Source organism: Kineococcus glutinatus, from assembly GCF_039542765.1.
Taxonomy (GTDB): Bacteria; Actinomycetota; Actinomycetes; order Actinomycetales; family Kineococcaceae; genus Kineococcus_A; species Kineococcus_A glutinatus.
This window is the reverse complement of the sequence record NZ_BAABIL010000870.1, coordinates 1-879: the sequence shown is the minus strand read 5'-3', so window position 1 is coordinate 879 and position 879 is coordinate 1. Positions and strand designations below refer to the sequence as shown.

The 879-nt window shown below is 81.2% G+C and carries 3 protein-coding genes; 1 reads left to right on the top strand and 2 read right to left on the bottom strand.

Annotated elements, in window-relative coordinates:
* Positions 1-239 (top strand): hypothetical protein (locus tag ABEB16_RS22210; RefSeq protein ID WP_425560295.1); only part of this gene is annotated, 239 nt, incomplete at its 5' end.
* 20 nt (positions 240-259) lie between these two features.
* Here ABEB16_RS22210 and ABEB16_RS22205 read toward each other — a convergent pair.
* Together ABEB16_RS22205 and ABEB16_RS22200 are read right to left on the bottom strand one after the other, a co-directional pair.
* Positions 260-457, bottom strand: a complete 198-nt coding sequence (locus ABEB16_RS22205; protein ID WP_345714329.1) for a hypothetical protein — start codon at positions 455-457, stop codon at positions 260-262.
* Positions 454-879, bottom strand: a 426-nt coding sequence (locus tag ABEB16_RS22200) for a hypothetical protein (RefSeq protein ID WP_345714328.1), incomplete at its 5' end; no start/stop codon positions are given. The genes ABEB16_RS22205 and ABEB16_RS22200, both read right to left, overlap by 4 nt.

Sequence of the window (879 nt, the reverse complement as noted above, 5' to 3'; positions counted from 1 at the left end):
CTACGCCCGCCGGCCGCTCCGCGACCCCCTTCGCCGTGGCGGGCGCCGCCGGTGCGGCCGAGCGCATCCCCACCGACGTCGGCGTCCTGGCGGTGCCGACGGCCGGGGACGGCGGCAGCACGGCGGCGCTGCCCGCCGCGCCACCGGCGGCCGCGCTGCTGCTGGCCGTGGACGGGGAGACCACCCGCCGCCTCGGCGGTGCCGCCGGGCAGTGGACCGGCGTGGTGCTGCGCTCGTGACCTCGCCCCGCCGGTGCCGCTCAGCCCCAGTGCGGCGGTCGTTCCCGCAGGAAGCGCTCGTCGTCGTCGCCGTCGGCGCCCCAGCCGACGTCGGAGTCGTCGGCGCTGCGCTCGTCCTCCAGCAGCACCTCCCGCTCGGCGTCCGCGCCACCGACGGCCCCGCCACCGACGGCCCCGCCACCGGCTGGTGCCGCCCCGGGGTGCTCGCGCCCGCTCACCGGCCCACCTCCCGCATCCGACCACCCGCACCACGATCCGCACCGCGATCCGCCCCGCCGGGCACCTGCCCGGCCGCCGGTGCCCCACCGACGTGCTCACGCCACAGCCGGGCGATCCGCCCTGCCTCGGCCCGCGGGTCGGCCAGGACGTCCGCGCCGCAGGACCGGACGGGGTACCAGCCCGCGCGCTCCAGCTCCTCCGGGCGGCCGCGGTCGCGCTCGCGCACCCCGCCGACCCGCGCCGGATCCGCCCCGTCCAGCTCGACCGCCAGCGCACCGCGCTCCCAGCGCGGGACGTCGCCGGCCGACACCCCCTCCGCGGGCGGTGCCGCGACGAGCAGGTCCACGACCAGCCCCACCCCGGCTCCCGTGCGCACCTGGAGCCCCTGGGCCGCGCAGGCGGCGGCCAGCCGGCGCACCAG